Origin of the sequence: Glutamicibacter sp. NPDC087661 (assembly GCF_044743275.1) — a bacterium.
Lineage (GTDB): Bacteria > Actinomycetota > Actinomycetes > Actinomycetales > Micrococcaceae > Glutamicibacter.
This window is the reverse complement of the sequence record NZ_JBIUWE010000001.1, coordinates 297,637-316,514: the sequence shown is the minus strand read 5'-3', so window position 1 is coordinate 316,514 and position 18,878 is coordinate 297,637. Positions and strand designations below refer to the sequence as shown.

Genomic DNA, 18,878 nt, shown 5'->3' with positions numbered 1-18,878 from the left:
GTGAGAGTCGATCCCGGTCGTTCAAACCAGACCGGTTACCCCATAAATGGGGACCGGGTTGCATTGAAGCAACTTATCTAGTCTGACAGGTCGGCAACGATCGCGCAAATCTTTTATGCCTATCCGCGCCCGTGATCTTGACCTCACACCTGGCGCGGCCCGTCCTGCCCGGACGGCTCCTGCCCCGCGGGGATCGGTGGATCAACAGGGTTTTGCGGCCTCACCGGCAGCGAATTCTGCTTGTCGACCTTCACCAGCTTGAAGACCGCGGCCGCAATCAGCCCCAAGCCAATGACCACCAGCCAGAGGAATGCCAAATCGCGCAGGAACCACAAGGCGGACAAGGTGATAGCCGCCGCACCCCACCAAATGAACAGCCGCTCCCCCAGCTTCAAGCCCCAGGCCACCAATCCACCGAAGAAGACCAGGCCGATCGCCTGCGCAACACCATTGGATTGGACCAGTGCGGCGAGCAAGGCCAGGCTGCCGGCCACCGAGGCGGCCAGCAGGTATGTCCTCTCCAATCGCGCGTTGGCCCTGATATTGCGCCACGCGACCAGCACTACTGCAACAATGCAGGCGTAGGCCGCCAGGTTGCTGGCCCGCGGTGTGCCAAGGATCTGGGCATAGCTGCCCAGCGCCAGCAGCGCTCCCACGAGGATGAAGCCGTCCACCGCGTAGGGCACCAGCCGCCGCGGAAGTTCAAAGAGCCGCACCAGCACCGTAACGCCGAAGACCAGCAGCGCTCCGCCGGCCACCTGCCAAATCGCACCGCCATCCAGATGGGCGATGCCACCGGCCAGCAACAGGGCCAGGAGCATTGCCGCGAAGTACAAGCGCGAGGCGCTGCCGGGCGGATCGGCATGGAGGTAGCCGAATTCCGGATAGCCGGGAATTGGGTCCTTCATTCGCCCGTGGAAGATTGCCAGCAGGTACAGCGCGAGGCCCGCGCCAACTAGCGCCCATGCGGCATCCATCGGTGCTAGCACCACTGCCCCACCGGCTTGCCGCACCTCGAAGACTGCACGCAGGATAGCGACGCACAGCATGATGGCGGCTCCGGCCGCGTACCAGGCGCTCTTTCGCGTGTGCACCAGCAGGATGAAGCCGAGGGCCAGCAGCAGGTGCGCACCCACTGCCCACCACGACCCCGCCTGCCACGCGTCGGCCCACGCCGCCGGAAGGAAGATGGCCAGGCCCAGGGCTATCGAGTACGACTTGTTGGCGCGCAACCGCCATTCAAGCACGAGTGCCGCCAGGCTCAGGGCCAGCAGCATGGCGCAAGCAACCTGGGAACTCCACCACGTAGAGCGGACCCATCCGGTCGCATCTTCCATGGCCAGTGCCGGAATGCTGATCAGCAGGATCAGTGCCAGGATCGGGGCAAATAGATAGAGCTGTCGCTTGGCCACCGTCAAGCTGGTCTCGGCCTTGAACGCGGCCAGCCCGTGCAGCCCGAAGAATAAGCAGGCCAAGAGGATCGTTCCCCGATCCATGCCGCCCGCGAACTGCCCGTAGGCCAGCGTCGCCACTGGAATGCCAGCCAGCAGTCCCACTGCCATCCAGCGCAATTCCCGGCGCAGTGCTTTGCCGTCGCGGATGCTAGCCAGCAAGCGGAGCAGCTGCGGGACGGCTATCGAAACCAGCAGCAGGCAGAACCGGCCGTGGATGTCGAATTCCATGCTGTAGGCAATCCACCACACCATGGAACTGAAGAGCACTTGGGCCAACGCTGCATAGAGGATCTTCCACCGCGCATTGGTGCTGCGGCGCAAGCTCCAGATGAAATAGCCCAAGGTTGCCGCCCCGATGAGGATTGCCAGCGGCCAGATCTCCTTGCCGAAGCTGAGCGCATAAAGCCCGATCAGCAGGCAGGCCGCAATGACATTGATCGGCTGTTCCAGCTCGGGGCGCTGTGCAGGAACATCGCGAAGCCGCCAACCCGAGGCAATGACCAGGCCAACTGCGAGCACAAGGCCAGTGATGAACCACGCCAGGCCGCCGATACCCAGGAACACCACGGTGCTTTCGCTGGCGTAGGAATAGTCGCCAGCGGTTGTCAGCAGGCGCAGGCTGAAGAGCAGCACCACGCCAAGCAAAGCCGAAGCGCCCACCCGTCCCAGCCGGTGCCCCTGCGCCATGCCGGAATCCAGCACGGCCCGGCTCGCCAGATTCGCCGCCCACAAGATGAACAGCACGAAGAGCACCGCAATCAACGGGGATGAGCCGTCAGGATTTCCATAGTCCCCAGCCGTGAGCTCATCAAGCGCAGCACCAAGCACGCCTGCGCCAACCAGGGTAACGACCCAGCGCGCATGGAGCGTCATTTCCCTGCGCAGGTTCCGGGCGTTGCGCTGAGCCAGCGAAAGCCCGAGCAGGGCCAGGGCGAATACCACCAGCGGGCGCCAACTGTGGTTCTGCATATCTACCAGCGCCACCAGGGGAAGAACCGCGATGACTCCAACTTCCAGCTTGGCGCTGCGCAGCAAGCCGGGAATGCCCAGCGCCATGAAGATCGGAACCGCGATGTAGCTGAGCACGAAGGTCTCGAAGCCCTGCGCGTAGAGAAACGCGCCGATCACCGAAGCCACCGCTAAGCACCACAGCACCGCACGTTCACTTTGCAGGTGCCTGCGCGCCAATCCCAGCCTCTGCTGGTAGCCGGTGGAGCAGAGCAATACCGCTACGGCTTGGAGCCCGAAGGCGAAGGCGAGCACCAGCCAGCTGCTCGTTGCGGAGAAACCGAGGTAGTTGCAGCCGGCCACGAGCATCGCCATGAAAGCAGCGCGGGCAGCGTAGGTGCGCAGCAGCCGCAGGTTGGGCAACAGCCTGACACTGAGCAGCAACTGGGCGGTGAGCAACGCGAAGATCCAGAACAAATCCCGGCTGGCGAGCATCTCCAAGAGGATCACCGACAACGCAAAGACAAACGCAGGCAGCAGCTGCGCGGTGCCGTGCAGGGCCCGGAAGAAGATTGAGTGGCGGATCCTTTCGCTGCGTACCGCCAAGAGCATCAGCGCAATAGAGAGCACCAGCAGGATCAGCATGTAGTACAGGACGCCACGCTGCATCGCGGCCGCGCCGGCCATGGCGGTGCTGACCAGAATCAGCACGGCAACCCACGCCAGAACACGGGACTTGAACGTCAGTGTTGCGTAGCCCACGGCTAATGTGCCGATGGCTGAGAAAACCAGCCAGGTCGCCGGGCCGGATATGTTCACCGTGCTGTAGGTAGCGATGGCGCACAGCGGCAACAAAGCCAGCCCGGTGCCGGCAAAGGCGGCTCCTGCCGGACGCAAGGACGGTTTCACTGCGAAGGTGACCAGGCCTCCGCCGTAGAAAGCGGCAGACAGCAGGAATAAGGCGATGAGCTTTGACAGTGGCGGAAGCGCGAAGCTCAGGAAGAGTGCGCCGGCGGCAACGATCATCAGGGCCGCGACGTACAGCGTGATGTTGATGTTGCGCAGTTCGCGCTCGCGTTTGGTGAGCACCTTGATTGGCTTAACCGGTGCAGCAGGCTGGAGGGTGGCCGTGGGGAGCGGCGCGCGGTACGCGCGGGCAGCACCGGCCGCCGCTGGCTGGAGGTATGGCTGGCTGGAAGGTGCCATCGATGCGGCCGGCGCTGCATCTTTGCGGCTTGCAGGCTGCGCTTCGAGCGGCTGTGCGGGGACCCCCGGCGCTTGGGCAGCAGCCGGTGCCGAGGCACCCGGCGGCCCGGGTTGCCCCAGGTACTTCACTGCCTCGTCGTAGCCTTGCTGCCACGCTTCGCCCAGCGCATCAAGCTGCTGCTGGCTTTGTGATTTATCCCGACTCCCCTGGCGCCGGCCGAGGCCGAAGGCCAATAGGACCAAGATGATAGAAACGATGATCCAGCCCATCATTGATGCCACTCCCCCACTTAGCGAATTGTCGCGCCCTCCAATTAGACCACCTTCTAGATATATTCACTAGCTGGGGCTCGTATTTAACGAAAAAAATCCCCCAGCACAAAAGTGCTGGGGGATTCTTTTCAGTTCACTAGGGAACTACCTCATCAAGTAGAGACTACTTGGTGATGGTGGTTACCTTGCCCGAACCAACGGTGCGGCCGCCTTCGCGAATTGCGAAGCCGAGGCCCTCTTCCATGGCGATTGGCTGGATCAGCTCAACCGACATTTCGGTGTTGTCGCCAGGCATAACCATTTCGGTGCCCTCTGGGAGGGTGATAACGCCGGTTACGTCGGTGGTGCGGAAGTAGAACTGCGGACGGTAGTTCGAGTAGAACGGGTTGTGACGTCCGCCTTCGTCCTTCGACAGGATGTAGACGTTAGCTTCGAAGTTGGTGTGTGGGGTGATCGAGCCTGGGGCTACGATAACCTGGCCACGCTCAACATCGTCGCGCTTCAGACCGCGAAGCAGCAGACCACAGTTCTCGCCAGCCCATGCTTCGTCGAGCTGCTTGTGGAACATCTCGATACCGGTAACGGTAGTCTTCTGGATTGGGCGGATGCCAACAATCTCAACTTCCGAGTTGATAGCCAGGGTGCCACGCTCGGCGCGACCGGTAACAACGGTACCGCGGCCGGTGATGGTGAAGACGTCTTCAATTGGCATCAGGAATGGCTTGTCGCGGTCGCGAACTGGGTCTGGAATGAAGCTGTCAGCTGCATCCATCAGTTCCTCGATAGCTGCAACCCACTTTGCGTCGCCTTCCAGAGCCTTCAGGCCCGAAACGCGGATCACTGGAGCGTCATCGCCATCGAAGCCCTGCGAGGACAGAAGTTCGCGAACTTCCATCTCCACGAGCTCGAGCAGCTCTTCGTCATCAACCATGTCCGACTTGTTCAGTGCAACCATCAGGGTTGGAACACCAACCTGGCGGGCCAGCAGAACGTGCTCGCGGGTCTGAGCCATCGGGCCATCGGTAGCGGCAACAACGAGGATTGCGCCGTCCATCTGAGCAGCACCGGTGATCATGTTCTTGACATAGTCAGCGTGACCTGGAGCGTCTACGTGTGCGTAGTGGCGCTTCTCGGTCTGGTACTCGATGTGCGAGATGTTGATGGTAATACCGCGCTGGCGCTCTTCCGGTGCCGAGTCGATGTTAGCGAAGTCGCGCTGTTCGTTCAGGTCTGGGTACTTGTCAGCCAGAACCTTGGAGATTGCCGCGGTCAGAGTGGTCTTACCGTGGTCAACGTGACCGATGGTACCAATGTTGACGTGCGGCTTGTTGCGCTCGAACTTTGCCTTTGCCACAAGTTCCTCCTAGAAACATTTACAGAAGACATTCTTCGTCTGCGCGGTTCGCAAACGAACTAGAAATAGTCTACTGGGGGCTTGGATAATTTAGGAAATTCCGGTCCTCTGCGGGGCCTGCATTGTGATGCAAATCCCTCGTTGGCCGTTTGCGGTGCCGGCTCCGTTTTTCAACAGAACCGGCCCGCGATCGGCCACTTCCCCGCTAAGGGGGTCACGGCCAGGTTTTTATACCGAGACGATTACTCGCCGCGGGACTTCTGGATGATCTCGTCGGCAACTGCCTTCGGGACCTCAGAGTAGCTGTCGAAGGTCATCGAGTAAACTGCGCGACCCTGGGTCTTCGAACGCAGGTCACCAATGTAACCGAACATTTCCGACAGTGGCACACCAGCGCGGATGACCTTGACGCCAGCAGCGTCGGACATCTCGCTGATCGAACCACGACGGGAGTTCAGGTCGCCGATAACGTCGCCCATGTACTCTTCCGGGGTACGGACTTCAACAGCCATCAGCGGTTCAAGCAAAACAGGGTTAGCGCGGCGTGCGCCTTCCTTGAATACCTGCGAACCAGCGATCTTGAAGGCCATTTCCGAGGAGTCAACATCGTGGTAAGCACCATCGATGAGGGTAGCCTTGACACCGACCAGTGGGTAGCCTGCGAGGATACCGTACTGCATTGCGTCCTGGATACCAGCGTCAACGGATGGGATGTACTCACGAGGAACACGACCACCGGTCACGGCGTTCTTGAACTCGTAGGTGACGCCGTCAACAACTTCTAGAGGCTCGAACGAGACCTGGACCTTTGCGAACTGACCCGAACCACCGGTCTGCTTCTTGTGGGTGAAGTCAACCTTCTCCACAGCCTTCTTGATGGTTTCGCGGTATGCAACCTGTGGCTTGCCAACGTTTGCTTCCACACGGAATTCGCGCTTCATGCGGTCAACCAGAATGTCCAGGTGAAGCTCGCCCATACCGCCAATGACGGTCTGGCCGGTGTCTTCGTTCAGGGACACGGTGAAGGTTGGATCTTCCGCCGACAGCTTCTGGATAGCGGTCGACAGCTTTTCCTGGTCACCCTTGGTCTTTGGTTCGATGGCCACAGAGATCACGGGATCCGGGAAGCTCATCGATTCGAGAACGATTGGGTGGGCTGGATCACATAGGGTGTCACCGGTGGTGGTGGCCTTCAGGCCGATCACAGCGTAGATGTGACCTGCGTGGATCTCGTCTACCGGATTCTCCTTGTTGGAGTGCATCTGGAAGAGCTTGCCTACGCGTTCCTTCTTGCCCTTGGTGGAGTTCAGCAGCTGTGCGCCGGACTCTGCCTTGCCGGAGTAAACGCGGATGAAGTTCAACTGGCCGAAGAACGGGTGAGCGGCGATCTTGAACGCAAGTGCCGAGAACGGTGCGTCCTCCGAAGGCTCGCGGGTCAGCTCAACTTCTTCGTCCTTCGGATCGTGACCGATGGTGGCGCCAACGTCCAGTGGGTTCGGCAGGAAGTCGATGACTGCATCCAGCATTGGCTGAACGCCGCGGTTCTTGAAGGCCGAACCACAGAATACTGGGTAAGCTTCCGAGTTCACGGTCAGCTTGCGGATGCCAGCCTTGAGTTCCTCAACGGAGATTTCTTCACCTTCGAGGTACTTCTCCATGAGCTCTTCGGATGCCTCAGCGACATCTTCAACCAGCTTGGCGCGGTACTCTTCAGCACGCTCAACCAAGTCGGCAGGGATTTCGCGGGTTTCGTAAGCAGCGCCCATGGTGACGTCACCCTTGGAGTCGCCTTCCCAAACGAATGCCTTCATGGACAGCAGGTCAACGACACCGGTGAACTCGGACTCGGAGCCGATTGGCAGCTGCATAACCAGCGGCTTGGCACCAAGGCGCTGGATGATGGTATCTACGGTGAAGTAGAAGTCAGCGCCCAGCTTGTCCATCTTGTTGACGAAGCAGATACGTGGAACGTCGTACTTGTCAGCCTGGCGCCAAACGGTCTCGGACTGAGGCTCAACGCCTTCCTTGCCATCGAAGACGGCAACGGCGCCATCGAGCACGCGCAGCGAGCGCTCCACCTCAACGGTGAAGTCAACGTGGCCCGGGGTGTCGATGATGTTGATCTGGTTCTTGTTCCAGAAGCAGGTAACAGCAGCGGAGGTAATGGTGATACCGCGCTCTTTTTCCTGTTCCATCCAGTCGGTGGTCGAAGCACCGTCGTGGGTTTCACCGAGCTTGTGGTTCACACCCGTGTAGAAAAGGATGCGCTCAGTAGTAGTGGTCTTACCGGCATCGATGTGAGCCATGATGCCGATATTGCGGACCTTGTTAAGGTCAGTAAGCACGTCCTGTGCCACGTTGTCTCCCTATAAGGTGAGGCCGGAATTGCTGGGCATCGGTTGATGCCCAGCTTTTCCGAGCGGTTCTTACCAGCGGTAGTGTGCGAAGGCCTTGTTGGACTCGGCCATCTTGTGAGTGTCTTCGCGACGCTTCACAGCGGCACCCAGACCGTTCGATGCGTCCAGGATCTCGTTCATCAAACGCTCGATCATGGTCTTCTCGCGGCGAGCCTTCGAGTAGCCAACCAGCCAGCGCAGAGCCAGTGCGGTTGCACGGCCTGGCTTGACCTCAACAGGAACCTGGTAGGTAGCGCCACCGACGCGGCGGGAACGAACCTCGAGGGCTGGACGGATGTTGTCCATAGCCTTCTTGAGGGTCGAAACAGCGTCGGCGCCGGACTTTGCTGCGGCACCTTCGAGTGCACCGTAAACAATGCGCTCTGCAGTGGACTTCTTGCCGTCTACGAGAACCTTGTTGATCAGCTGGGTGACCAATGGGGATTCGAAGACTGGATCAGAAACTAGTGGGCGCTTTGGCGCCGGACCCTTACGAGGCATTACTTACCATCCTTCTTTGCACCGTAGCGGGAACGAGCCTGCTTACGATCCTTCACACCCTGGGTATCCAGAGCACCACGAACAATCTTGTAGCGAACACCTGGAAGGTCCTTTACACGACCACCGCGAACGAGCACGATGGAGTGTTCCTGCAGATTGTGTCCGACACCTGGAATGTAAGCGGTCACTTCGACGCCACCGGCAAGGCGCACACGTGCGACCTTACGCAGAGCCGAGTTTGGCTTCTTCGGGGTGGTGGTGTACACACGGGTGCACACGCCACGGCGCATTGGGTTGCCCTTAAGGGCAGGGGCCTTGGTCTTGACGACCTTAGGCGAGCGGCCCTTGCGGACCAGCTGCTGAATAGTAGGCACTTTCGTGTCCTTCCATTGTCTAAGTTCTTCGGCAACACGACGAAAACGCCTAAGCCTAGAAAAGTTTTAGCGCTTCGCAATGTAGCTAGCTGCTTGCTTTACCGCGCACTCAGAATCAAAAGTCCCTAGGCGTGCGAAAGTGTGGCATTCGTTGCGCAACCTACCCGCAACCCGGACGGAGTCCATTTTGCCACACATAAAACAATTGATCTCAGTCTAGCATTAATCCACCGAGCCACCATGTACAGTAAGCTATCTCACCGACCAGGCCACTCTTGGCCCCCGCCGCCATCGAGACGGTTTGGGTAGTGACCACCATATCGACCCCAGCTGAACGCCACGGGACCGCCAGATGAAAACCACCTGAATCCGCGGATGTCCGCTGCCGGCTTGCCAGCGGATCCGCATCAAGGCGAATACTAGTTCCTAAATCTCCCAGTGGATTCATCGACTACTATTTTCACCCCGTGTTGCGCGCAGGCCCCGGAACGCAGACCACTGGGAACTGTGGCGGTTAAACGCCCAATGCCTGCCCGCACAGTGTGCGGGCAGGCATTGGGTCAAACTACCTTACGGTGACAGTGCTCCCGGTTTAGCGGAAGTCCGAGCCGTGGTCGTAGTCGTCCATCGAGATGGCACGGAATTCAGGCGACAGCCCGCCTTCCAGCGCATCGTCGTACAGGCCCGAAGAGAAGGCCGAGGTGCCGGTGAACAAAGTTGCCTTTGCTTCATCGGTTGGCTCGACGTTGACCTGGGTGTAGCGATCCAGACCGGTACCGGCCGGGATCAGCTTACCGATGATCACGTTTTCCTTCAGACCGCGCAGTGGATCTTCCTTGCCTTCCATCGCAGCCTGGGTCAGGACGCGAGTGGTTTCCTGGAAGGAAGCAGCCGACAGCCACGAATCGGTGGCCAGCGATGCCTTGGTGATGCCCATCAGCTCGTCACGGCCGGCAGCTGGACGCTGGCCTTCCGAAACGGCCTTGCGGTTCGCAGCGGTGAAGCGCGAACGATCGGCCAACTCGCCTGGCAGCAAGTCGGTCTCGCCGGACTCGATGACGGTGACGCGGCGCAGCATCTGGCGGACGATGACTTCCACGTGCTTATCGTGGATGCCTACACCCTGGGACTGGTACACATCCTGGACCTCGCGGACCAGGAACTTCTGTGCCTCACGTGGGCCGAGGACTCGAAGAACCTGCTTCGGATCCAAGGTACCGCTGGTGAGCTGGGTGCCGGCAACGATGCTTTCGCCCTCTTCAACCAACAGGCGAGCACGGCGCAGAACCGGGTAGGCCTGCTTCTCGTCGCCGTTGTCTGGAGTAACTACAACACGCAGCTGCTTCTCGTCGTCTTCGATCGACACGCGACCGGCAACCTCGGACATCGGAGCCACACCCTTAGGGGTACGGGCTTCGAACAGTTCCTGGATACGAGGCAGACCCTGGGTGATATCGTCAGCCGACGCTACACCACCGGTGTGGAAGGTACGCATGGTCAGCTGGGTACCAGGCTCGCCGATGGACTGCGCGGCGATAATGCCAACAGCCTCGCCGATGTCCACGGTCTTGCCGCTGGCCAGCGAACGGCCGTAGCACAGAGCACAGGTTCCAACAGCCGAGTCGCAGGTCAGCACGGAGCGAACGCGGATTTCATCCACGCCTGCAGCGTACAGCTCGTCGATCAGCACGTCGCCGACATCCGAACCGGCGGTAGCCAGCACGGTGCCTTCAGCGTTCTTGACGTCGGTAGCCAGCGTACGGGTGTATGCCGAGTTCTCCACGGTCTCGTGCTTGACGCGGATGCCGGCAGAGTTATCTGCAATGGCAACGGTCAAGCCGCGCTTGGTGCCGCAGTCCTCTTCGCGAACGATAACATCCTGCGAAACGTCCACCAGACGACGGGTCAGGTAACCCGAGTTAGCGGTCTTCAGCGCGGTATCCGCCAGGCCCTTACGGGCACCGTGGGTCGCGATGAAGTACTCCAGAACCGACAGGCCTTCACGGTAGGAAGACTTGATCGGGCGAGGAATAATTTCACCCTTAGGGTTGGACACCAGACCACGGATACCCGCGATCTGACGCAATTGCAGGTAGTTACCACGAGCCTTGGAAGTCACCATTCGGTTAATGGTGTTCAGCTCTTCCATGCCGTTCTTCATTGCCTCGGCAACCTCGTCGGTAGCCTTGGTCCAGATGTCGATCAGGTCCTGGCGGCGCTCGGTATCTGCAATCAGGCCCTTGTCGTAGGAAGCCTGGACCTTGGCGGCCTTTACCTCGTAAGGAGCCAAGATGGCTGCCTTATCCATGTTCGAGGTAATGTCCGAGATCGCCACGGTGACACCCGAGCGGGTCGACCAGTAGAAACCGGCGTCCTTCAGGTTATCCAGGGTAGCTGCGGCAATGATCTTCGGGTAGCGCTCTGCCAGATCGTTGACGATCTCCGAGAGCGCATCCTTGCCCGCTACGGTGGCTACCCATGGGTAGTCCGCAGGCAGGGTGTCGTTGAACAGCACCTGGCCAAGCGAGGTATCCAGCAATGCCGGGGTACCTGGCTCCCAGCCCTCAGGGGCTGGCTGGTCTGCGGAAGGAACGAAGTTCTCCACGCGGACCTTGATCGGTGCGTTCAGGTGCAGTTCGCCCAGATCCTTGGCCATGATGGCCTCGGATACGGTAGCGAACACGCGGCCGGCGCCCTTTTCGGTTGCACGCTTGGTGGTCAAGTGGTGCAATCCGATGATCATATCCTGCGAAGGCTGTGCCACTGGGCGGCCATCGGAAGGCTTCAAGATGTTGTGCGAGGACAGCATCAAGATACGGGCTTCAGCCTGTGCTTCAGGGCTCAGCGGCAGGTGAACTGCCATCTGGTCACCGTCGAAGTCAGCGTTGAACGCGCCGCAAACCAATGGGTGCAGCTGCAGGGCCTTGCCTTCGATCAGCTGTGGTTCGAAGGCCTGGATACCCAAGCGGTGCAGGGTAGGTGCACGGTTGAGCAGTACCGGGTGCTCGGTGATGATCTCTTCGAGAACATCCCAAACCTGCGGGCGGTAACGCTCGACCATGCGCTTAGCCGACTTGATGTTCTGTGCGTGGTTGAGGTCAACCAGGCGCTTCATCACGAAAGGCTTGAACAGCTCCAGGGCCATCTGCTTTGGCAGACCGCACTGGTGCAGCTTCAGCTGCGGGCCGACAACGATGACCGAACGGCCCGAGTAGTCAACGCGCTTGCCCAGCAGGTTCTGGCGGAAACGACCCTGCTTGCCCTTGAGCATGTCGCTCAGGGACTTCAGCGGGCGGTTGCCTGGACCGGTCACCGGACGGCCACGACGGCCGTTATCGAACAGCGAGTCAACAGCTTCCTGCATCATGCGCTTTTCGTTGTTCACGATGATCTCTGGCGCACCGAGATCGAGCAGGCGCTTGAGGCGGTTGTTGCGGTTGATCACGCGGCGGTACAGGTCGTTCAGATCCGAGGTAGCGAAACGGCCACCGTCGAGCTGGACCATCGGGCGCAGTTCTGGCGGGATCACCGGAACGGCGTCAAGGACCATGCCCTTAGGCGAGTTGCCGTTGACAAGGAACGCGTTGACGACCTTCAGGCGCTTGAGCGCACGAGCCTTCTTCTGGCCCTTGCCGTTTTCGATGATGGTCTTCAGCTCTTCAGCTTCAGCCGCCAGATCGAAGTTCTCAAGGCGCTTCTGGATAGCTTCCGCACCCATGGAGCCTTCGAAGAACAGTCCGTACTTCTCACGCATGGTGCGGTACAGGCCTTCGTCGCCTTCGAGGTCGGCGACCTTCAGGTTCTTGAAGCGCTCCCAGACCGCACGCAGGCGCTCGGCTTCGGCCTTGGCGCGCTTGTCGATCTGCAGAACAGTCTTCTCGGCCAAGGTGCGGGCCTTGTTCAGCTCGGCATTCTTGGCGCCGTCAGCTTCCATGCGCTCCAGCTCGGCTTCCAGGTCGGCTGCAACAGCCTTCTTGTCAGCTTCCGAGTTGTTCGCAAGGTTGCGCAGTTCCAGGTCGTGCTGGGCCTGCAGGTTAGGCATTTCGGCGTGGCGGCGTGCTTCGTCGACACCGGTGATCATGTAGGCAGCGAAGTAGATGACCTTTTCGAGGTCCTTCGGAGCCAGATCGAGCAGGTAGCCCAAGCGCGATGGAACGCCCTTGAAGTACCAGATGTGGGTCACAGGAGCTGCCAGCTCGATGTGGCCCATGCGCTCACGGCGTACGTTCGCGCGGGTCACCTCGACGCCGCAACGCTCGCAGATGATGCCCTTGAAGCGCACGCGCTTGTACTTGCCGCAGTAGCATTCCCAGTCGCGGGAAGGGCCGAAGATCTTTTCGCAGAAAAGACCGTCCTTCTCCGGCTTCAGGGTGCGGTAGTTAATGGTTTCCGGCTTCTTGACCTCGCCGTAGCTCCATCCACGGATTTCATCCGCGGTGGCAAGGTTGATTCGCATGAGGCCGAATGAGGAATCGCTGGACATATGGTCCTTTTCTCTCTTCTGTGGTGTCTGAAGTCGATACGAATGAGGGTGGGAATTTGCCGCCGCTGCCTGCAGGTCCTGCAGGCAGGGCGCCAGATTACACTTCCTCTACGGAGTTCGGCTCCGACCGTGAAAGGTCGATGCCCAGCTCTTCAGCGGCGCGGAACGATTCCTCGTCCGACTCACGCATTTCGATAGTGTTGCCGTCGGTACCGAGTACCTCGACGTTCAAGCACAGCGACTGCATTTCCTTGATGAGCACCTTGAACGATTCTGGAACACCAGGCTCTGGAACGTTCTCGCCCTTGACGATAGCTTCGTAGACCTTCACGCGGCCGTGGATATCATCCGACTTGATGGTCAGGATTTCCTGCAGCGTGTAAGCGGCACCGTATGCTTCCAGTGCCCAAACTTCCATCTCGCCGAAGCGCTGGCCACCGAACTGGGCCTTACCGCCCAGTGGCTGCTGGGTGATCATGGAGTATGGACCGGTGGAACGGGCGTGGATCTTGTCGTCCACCAGGTGGTGGAGCTTCAAGATGTACATGTAGCCCACGGAAACCGGATCCGGCAGCGGGTCGCCGGAGCGGCCGTCGAACAGCTTCGCCTTGCCGGAGTTGCCAATCAGGCGCACACCGTCACGGGTCTTGCTGGTCGAATCCAGGATGCCGCGGATTTCCTCTTCGGAAGCGCCATCGAAGACCGGGGTTGCCACGGTGGTGGAACCGGACTCGCGTGGCAGGTTCGGCAGATCGCGGACCCATTCAGGCTCGCCTTCGATCTTCCAGCCCTGCTTGGCAGCCCAACCCAGGTGGATTTCCATAACCTGGCCGACGTTCATACGACCTGGCACACCTAGCGGGTTCAGGATGACATCCAGCGGGGTGCCGTCTTCCAGGAATGGCATGTCTTCCAGCGGCATGATGCGCGAGATGACACCCTTGTTACCGTGGCGACCTGCGAGCTTGTCGCCGATCGAGATCTTGCGCTTCTGGGCAACGTAGACGCGGACCAGCTGGTTGACACCAGGGGAAAGGTCATCGTCGTTGTCGCGGTCGAAGATGCGAACACCAATGACGGTGCCGGACTCGCCGTGCGGAACCTTCAGCGAGGTGTCGCGCACTTCGCGCGACTTCTCACCGAAGATGGCACGCAGCAGGCGCTCTTCCGGGGTCAGTTCGGTCTCGCCCTTAGGGGTGACACGGCCTACCAGCACGTCGCCGGCCTCGACCTCGGCACCGATGTAGACGATGCCGCGGTCATCGAGCTGGGAGAGGATGTCTTCCGAGACATTCGGGATGTCGCGGGTGATTTCCTCGGCACCGAGCTTGGTGTCGCGGGCATCGACTTCGTGCTCTTCGATGTGAATCGAGGTGAGTACGTCGTCGAAGATCATGCGCTGGGAGAGGATGATCGCATCCTCGTAGTTGTAGCCTTCCCAGGACATGAATGCCACGAGCAGGTTCTTGCCCAGCGACAGCTCGCCGGAGTCGGTCGAAGGACCGTCAGCGATGATCGACTGGTATTCCAGGCGGTCGCCTTCGGACACGCGAACGCGCTGGTTGTAGGCGTTGCCCTGGTTCGAGCGGGCGAACTTCATGATCGGGTACATCGACTCGGTGCCGTCATCGTTCATGACGACAACCAGGTCAGCAGATACCTCGGTGACCACGCCTGGCTTGGCGGCGACAACGGAGTCGCCGGCGTCAACCGCGGCGAACTTCTCCATGCCGGTACCCACCAGCGGACGCTCGGACTTCAGCAGCGGCACAGCCTGGCGCTGCATGTTGGCGCCCATCAGTGCGCGGTTGGCATCGTCGTGCTCGAGGAATGGAATCAGCGCGGTTGCCACCGAAACCATCTGGCGCGGCGAAACGTCCATGAAGGTCACTTCAGCGGAATCGACGATGACTGGCTCGCCGCCACCGCCCTTTTCGCGAACCAGAACGGTCTCTTCAACGAAGCGGCCGTTCTCATCCAGAGGCGCGTTGGCCTGTGCGATGTAGTGCTGCAGCTCGTCATCGGCGGTCAGGTAGTCGACCTCGTTGGACACGACGCCATTGGCGACGCGGCGGTACGGGGTTTCGATGAAGCCGAAGGAGTTGATGCGTCCGTAGGTAGCCAACGAACCGATCAGGCCGATGTTCGGGCCTTCCGGGGTTTCAATTGGGCACATGCGTCCGTAGTGGGACGGGTGGACGTCTCGTACTTCCATGCCTGCGCGGTCACGGGACAGGCCGCCCGGGCCCAGAGCCGACAAGCGGCGCTTGTGGGTCAGGCCGGCCAGCGGGTTGTTCTGGTCCATGAACTGCGAAAGCTGCGAGGTTCCGAAGAACTCCTTGATGGCAGCCACAACAGGGCGGATGTTGATCAGGGTCTGCGGGGTGATCGCCTCGACGTCCTGGGTGGTCATGCGCTCGCGCACAACACGCTCCATGCGGGACAGGCCGGTGCGGACCTGGTTCTCGATCAGTTCGCCCACGGCGCGGATGCGGCGGTTGCCGAAGTGGTCGATGTCGTCGACGTTGACAGGAACGTCAACGATCTCGCCCTTGCGGGTGCCCTGAACAGTCTTCTCGCCTGCGTGCAGCGCAACGAGGTAGCGGATCATCGCTACCAGGTCGTCCAGCGAGAGCACCGAAGCGTTCTCGGCGTTGACCGGAGTCTCCACGCCCAGCTTGCGGTTGATCTTGTAGCGGCCAACCTTTGCCAGATCGTAGCGCTTAGGCTCGAAGTACATGTTCTTCAGCAGTGCCTGGGCGGCCTCAACCGTAGGAGGCTCGCCTGGACGCAGCTTGCGGTAGATGTCCAGCAAGGCTTCGTTCTGATCCTTGATGCTGTCCTTTTCCAAGGTTGCGCGCATCGAATCGTACTGGCCGAACTCGGACAGGATCTGCTCTTCGCTCCAGCCAAGGGCCTTGAGCAAGACGGTGACCGACTGCTTGCGCTTGCGATCAAGGCGTACGCCGATCTGGTCGCGCTTGTCGATTTCCAGCTCGAACCATGCACCACGCGATGGGATGATACGTGCCGAGAAGATCGTCTTGTCACTGGTCTTGTCCGGCGTGGACTCGAAGTACGCACCTGGGGAGCGAACCAGCTGGGACACAACGACACGCTCGGTGCCGTTGATGATGAAGGTGCCCTTTTCGCTCATCAGCGGGAAATCGCCCATGAACACGGTCTGCTGCTTGATTTCGCCGGTTTCATTATTCATGAATTCGGCCTTGACATACAGCGGTGCCGCGTAGGTGGCGTCGCGGTCCTTGCACTCTGCGATCGAGTACTTAGGATCAGCGAACTCCGGATCCGAGAAGCTCAAGGACATGGTGTCCTGGAAGTCCTCGATTGGGGAGATTTCCTCGAAGATTTCTGCCAGGCCCGAGGTGTTGGGCACGCTGAAGTCACCAGCGGCTTCTGCCTTGGCCAGGCGCTCTACCCAGTTCTGGTTGCCGACGAGGCGGTCAAAGCTCTCGGTCTGCAATGCCAGCAGGTTAGGCACTTCAAGGGGTTCGTGAATCTTTGCAAAAGAAAGTCGGCCAGCGTATGCAGCATCGCGAGCCGAACTAGCGGTTTGGTTGTTAGGGTTGCTCGAGGCGACCAAGATGGATCCTTCCAAAGACCGTCAGGTTTCCGAACGCTTACCGTGCTAAGGTTCCTGCCATAGGACAGTTCCTCTTTTTTCGTCCGCACGAACCCACCGCTATATGAAGGCCGCGCGCGCAAACAGCAAGGCGCAAATTTCTACTCTACCGGAGGAAAATCCGGTTGTCGATACTCGGTGCAGAAATTCGTGCTATAGTTTTCGCCCCCACTTTCGCGCGGGCTGCCACTCAGGTTTCCAAGCACCGCGCCAGCGCGCAACCCGGTCGTACCGCGCACCGAAAAGTGCATGCATTTTCCCAACTGATACCCTTGTTTTCGCGGATTCTTGCGAATTGCCAAAGGTCTTGGCCCGCTGAACGCAGTCTCCGGATTCCGGGCATCAGGCAACGTTATGCTTTCTGTCACATTCTCCTCAGCAGGCATCAGAAACCCCAATTTTTCTCCGCTTCAGCCGCATGGCGAACGTTCTTGGAGATTTTTTTCCGGGTATCCGGGAGGCTTGAAGCTACACGCTCCCCCAGCAGATATAAGCCTTTGCGACCTCGTGTGTCCGGTGGCTTCTTCTTTCGCCACTAGCTATGATCGAGCAAACATCCACGGTTAGGAGACGAAGTGAATAAGCTGCAGTCAGATGAAGCACTGACTCGAGTTACCCTGGACGCCTCGCGCCGGAACATCCCAATCGAGATTGTGCCGCGCGACAAGGTCCGCTCGCTGGAAGAGGCTGCGGACGCCTTGGGAATCTCGGCCTCGGCCTTGCTCAAGACGCTGGTTATCAAACGCACAGACGGCACCTTTGTCTTCGCGCTGATCCCCGGCGGGCGTAAACTGGACTGGGCGAAGCTGCGCGGAGTCATGGGCGTCAATAAGCTCTCCCTGCCATCTTCAGATATCGCTTGGGATGTCACGCACTACGAGAGCGGAACCATTACGCCTTTTGGCTCGCACACGGTACTGCCTGTCTACATCGATGCCAGCGTCTTCGAAGAGCCCGTATCGGAACAGATAGGACTGGGCAGCGGGGACCGAGCCCATGGACTGCTGGTTCGCGCCAAGGATTTGGTTAGCGGATTTGATGCCACGATTGCTGATATTTCGACTCCGGAATAACCAGCCCTGGCTTAGCCAATGCCTTCTTGGCCCAGGCCTGCGACTCGGTCAATCCCTTGATCGTCGCGTTGCGCAGCGGCAGACCCAGCGGCTGCTCGACGAAGCGTGCCACCAGGTAGGCAATTCCTAGCATCAGCACCAGCAAACCGGCCAGCAGCACGTACTTGTTCACGAAACCGTGCAGCTGGTTGATTAGCCACCAACCCCACAACTGGTGCACGAGGTACAGCGGGTAAGTCAATGAACCGGCCACAGCCAGCCATTTGCCCTGGACGTTCTTGAGCGGAGTCAGGGTGCACACCGCCAGCAGAGCTACGCACAGGACGGTCAGCAGCTGGAAATGCCAGGCCGGGATATCCATCCCGGAGAGCAAGTCCGCGTCACTGCGCCCCTTGATGCCGGTGAAAAATGCGGCGATGGCAGTATTGCCTGCGACCATGGACCACCGCAGAATGCTGTGGCCGCTTTGATAGATCAAGAAGAGCACCATGCCGGCTGCGAACAGGGCCGCATACTGCCCGGCAATCCATTCCTGCAGCTTATCCAAGCTTGTGAAATGCAGATACAGGCCCAGAGCGGGCCAAATGGCAGAGAGCAAGAGGATGTGCTTGTTCTTCACGAAGCCCATGGACAAGAGCGCTGCGAGCAACACGTAGAAACGCAACTCGACCCAAAGTGTCCAATAGACACCGTCCATATCGGTGACGCCGAATCCAGCCTGCATCATGCTCAGGTTGGGCAGAATATCACTGGCCGAGCGTCCCTCGTTGCCGGAAGGCCAGATCCCAAGCGAGAGTACTGTTGCTGCGAGTACCGCGAGCCAGTAGGCCGGGTAGAGGCGGCCCACACGCGAGCCGATGAAACCAATGACGTTCTTTCCCTGGAGGGACGTCAGGATAACGAAGCCCGAGATGAGGAAGAATAGCTGTACACCCAGCTGTCCGTAACGGGTGAATTCGGAGAGTACTGGCCAGAACTCTGCGGCCTGCCTCCCCCAGTGATCATGTCCCCATGCGGTGTAGTGGTACAGGACGACAATTAGCGCAGCTGTAATCCTCAATGCGTCTAGGAGCCCTAGCCGCGGTGCTGGTTTCTGGTTCTGGGTAGCTACGGTTTTTGACACATTTTCACTGTAAACAATGAACTTGAATAAACGCTGTTAATAGAAACGTT

At 59.7% G+C, this 18,878-nt stretch carries 9 protein-coding genes; 1 reads left to right on the top strand and 8 read right to left on the bottom strand.

Going from position 1 to position 18,878, the window contains the following annotated elements; translation table 11 throughout:
* Nucleotides 1-143: 143 nt before the first annotated feature.
* The 7 genes from ACIOTN_RS01485 to ACIOTN_RS01455 form a co-directional block, all read right to left on the bottom strand.
* A complete protein-coding gene (locus tag ACIOTN_RS01485; RefSeq protein WP_402734717.1) occupies nucleotides 144-3,890 on the bottom strand; it encodes a hypothetical protein in 3,747 nt (1,248 codons plus the stop codon).
* A 154-nt stretch (nucleotides 3,891-4,044) separates the two neighbouring features.
* On the bottom strand, nucleotides 4,045-5,235 hold the full coding sequence (tuf, locus tag ACIOTN_RS01480) for an elongation factor Tu (RefSeq protein ID WP_105657666.1): 1,191 nt from the start codon (nucleotides 5,233-5,235) through the stop codon (nucleotides 4,045-4,047).
* Nucleotides 5,236-5,477: 242 nt separating this feature from the next.
* The gene (fusA, locus tag ACIOTN_RS01475) at nucleotides 5,478-7,592 is read right to left on the bottom strand and encodes an elongation factor G (protein WP_105657667.1); all 2,115 of its coding nucleotides are present in this window, start codon (nucleotides 7,590-7,592) and stop codon (nucleotides 5,478-5,480) included.
* Nucleotides 7,593-7,661: 69 nt separating this feature from the next.
* Nucleotides 7,662-8,132: a 30S ribosomal protein S7 gene (gene rpsG, locus ACIOTN_RS01470; protein ID WP_096256908.1), complete on the bottom strand. Its 471-nt coding sequence runs from the start codon at nucleotides 8,130-8,132 to the stop codon at nucleotides 7,662-7,664.
* Nucleotides 8,132-8,506 (bottom strand): 30S ribosomal protein S12, encoded by a 375-nt coding sequence (gene rpsL / locus ACIOTN_RS01465; RefSeq protein ID WP_013349694.1) that lies wholly within the window; start codon nucleotides 8,504-8,506, stop codon nucleotides 8,132-8,134. The genes rpsG and rpsL overlap by 1 nt, the downstream gene beginning before the upstream one ends.
* A gap of 592 nt (nucleotides 8,507-9,098) precedes the next feature.
* Nucleotides 9,099-12,989, bottom strand: a complete 3,891-nt coding sequence (locus ACIOTN_RS01460; RefSeq protein ID WP_105657668.1) for a DNA-directed RNA polymerase subunit beta' — start codon at nucleotides 12,987-12,989, stop codon at nucleotides 9,099-9,101.
* A gap of 97 nt (nucleotides 12,990-13,086) precedes the next feature.
* Nucleotides 13,087-16,593 (bottom strand): DNA-directed RNA polymerase subunit beta, encoded by a 3,507-nt coding sequence (locus tag ACIOTN_RS01455; RefSeq protein WP_105657689.1) that lies wholly within the window; start codon nucleotides 16,591-16,593, stop codon nucleotides 13,087-13,089.
* 614 nt (nucleotides 16,594-17,207) lie between these two features.
* Here ACIOTN_RS01455 and ACIOTN_RS01450 point away from each other — a divergent pair.
* Nucleotides 17,208-17,705 (top strand): aminoacyl-tRNA deacylase, encoded by a 498-nt coding sequence (locus tag ACIOTN_RS01450; RefSeq protein ID WP_105657669.1) that lies wholly within the window; start codon nucleotides 17,208-17,210, stop codon nucleotides 17,703-17,705.
* Here ACIOTN_RS01450 and ACIOTN_RS01445 read toward each other — a convergent pair.
* Nucleotides 17,659-18,765, bottom strand: coding sequence for an acyltransferase family protein (locus tag ACIOTN_RS01445; protein ID WP_402734716.1), 1,107 nt, complete (start codon nucleotides 18,763-18,765; stop codon nucleotides 17,659-17,661). The two genes, ACIOTN_RS01450 and ACIOTN_RS01445, sit on opposite strands and share 47 nt — an antisense overlap.
* Between the last annotated feature and the right edge of the window lie 113 nt (nucleotides 18,766-18,878).